This is a genomic window from Brevundimonas vesicularis NBRC 12165 (assembly GCF_001592205.1).
GTDB classification, from domain to species: Bacteria; Pseudomonadota; Alphaproteobacteria; order Caulobacterales; family Caulobacteraceae; genus Brevundimonas; species Brevundimonas vesicularis.
On record NZ_BCWM01000041.1, the window covers coordinates 1 to 1014 of the forward strand.

Below are 1014 nucleotides of genomic sequence, written 5' to 3' on the forward strand. Positions count from 1 at the left end.
TCTGCATCAACCAGGTTGCCGACACCGGCTTCCATCGCGTCTTGCAGCTTGTTGACGAAGGTGATCTGGCGGCCCAGCGACTTGGACTGGGTGCCCAGCGTCGCCAGCGACGACGTGACCGTCGCGATCCCGGCGTCGACCGCAGCCGTCGTGGCGCCGGCACGAGCGACGGAGCCGCCCGTCAGGCCGGTCACTGAGGCGACGCCCAGAGGCGTCGTCAGGCTGTTGGCGCCGTCGAACGAAGCGCCGGAGATCGCGGTGGCGATTTCTGCGCCCAAGGCGTTGAAGTCTTTCAGATAGGCCGTCTCAGCATCCGAACCGGCGACCGAAGACTGGATGCTGACAGCGAGCGACTTCATCTCTTCCAGAGCGGAGGTGATCGTGTCGCCGGCGGCCAGGGCCACGTCGGTGATCGATTGGCTGCGTTGCAGCGAGTTGCGCGTCGCGTCTTGCGAAGCGGCGTTGGCGCGCTGCTGGGTGGCGATGGCGAAGATCGCGCCATTGTCCTTGGCCGAAGACACCTTCATGCCGGTGCTGATCCGGTTTTGGGTGGTTTCCAGCTGGGCGTTGGTCTTGTTCAGGCTCTGCAGGGCGACTGCGGCGCCGTAGTTCGTATTGATGCTGGGCATTTCTAGCCCTCCTTGTCACTTCAGTGATTTCCAGCGTCGTTTTGCCGCCGGGAGCTTTTTGCTCGGTGAGTAAGAAGCAATTGCCGGGCCATTTCTGATCCGCACAAAAGCCTACAACTAACTGATTTTACTGGTTTACCTTTGATTTACCCTCCTTCCGACCCGGCAGCTCTTGCCGGGCTGGGCCGCCCACCAGGCAAGATTTGCCGGGTGGGCGTCGAGTTGGTCTGCGCCTGCGTGGGTCACCACACGGCGAAAGGCGAAACATTCAGCCCCAGGGGCTTAGTTGCGGAAGAGGCTCAGCAGGATCGAGCTGCCCTGATTGGCGATCGACAGCGCCTGCACGCCCAGCTGTTGCTTGGTCTGCAGGGCGGTCAGCTTGGCG

General features: G+C 62.6%; 1 protein-coding gene and 1 pseudogene. Both read right to left on the reverse strand.

Translation table 11 applies throughout. From position 1 onward, the window contains the following. A partial coding sequence (locus BVE01S_RS16405; protein ID WP_066629932.1) for a flagellin occupies positions 1 to 629 on the reverse strand: 629 nt, incomplete at its 3' end. Positions 630 to 911: 282 nt separating this feature from the next. Next, positions 912 to 1014: pseudogene (locus BVE01S_RS16965) on the reverse strand (flagellin); the annotation flags it as partial.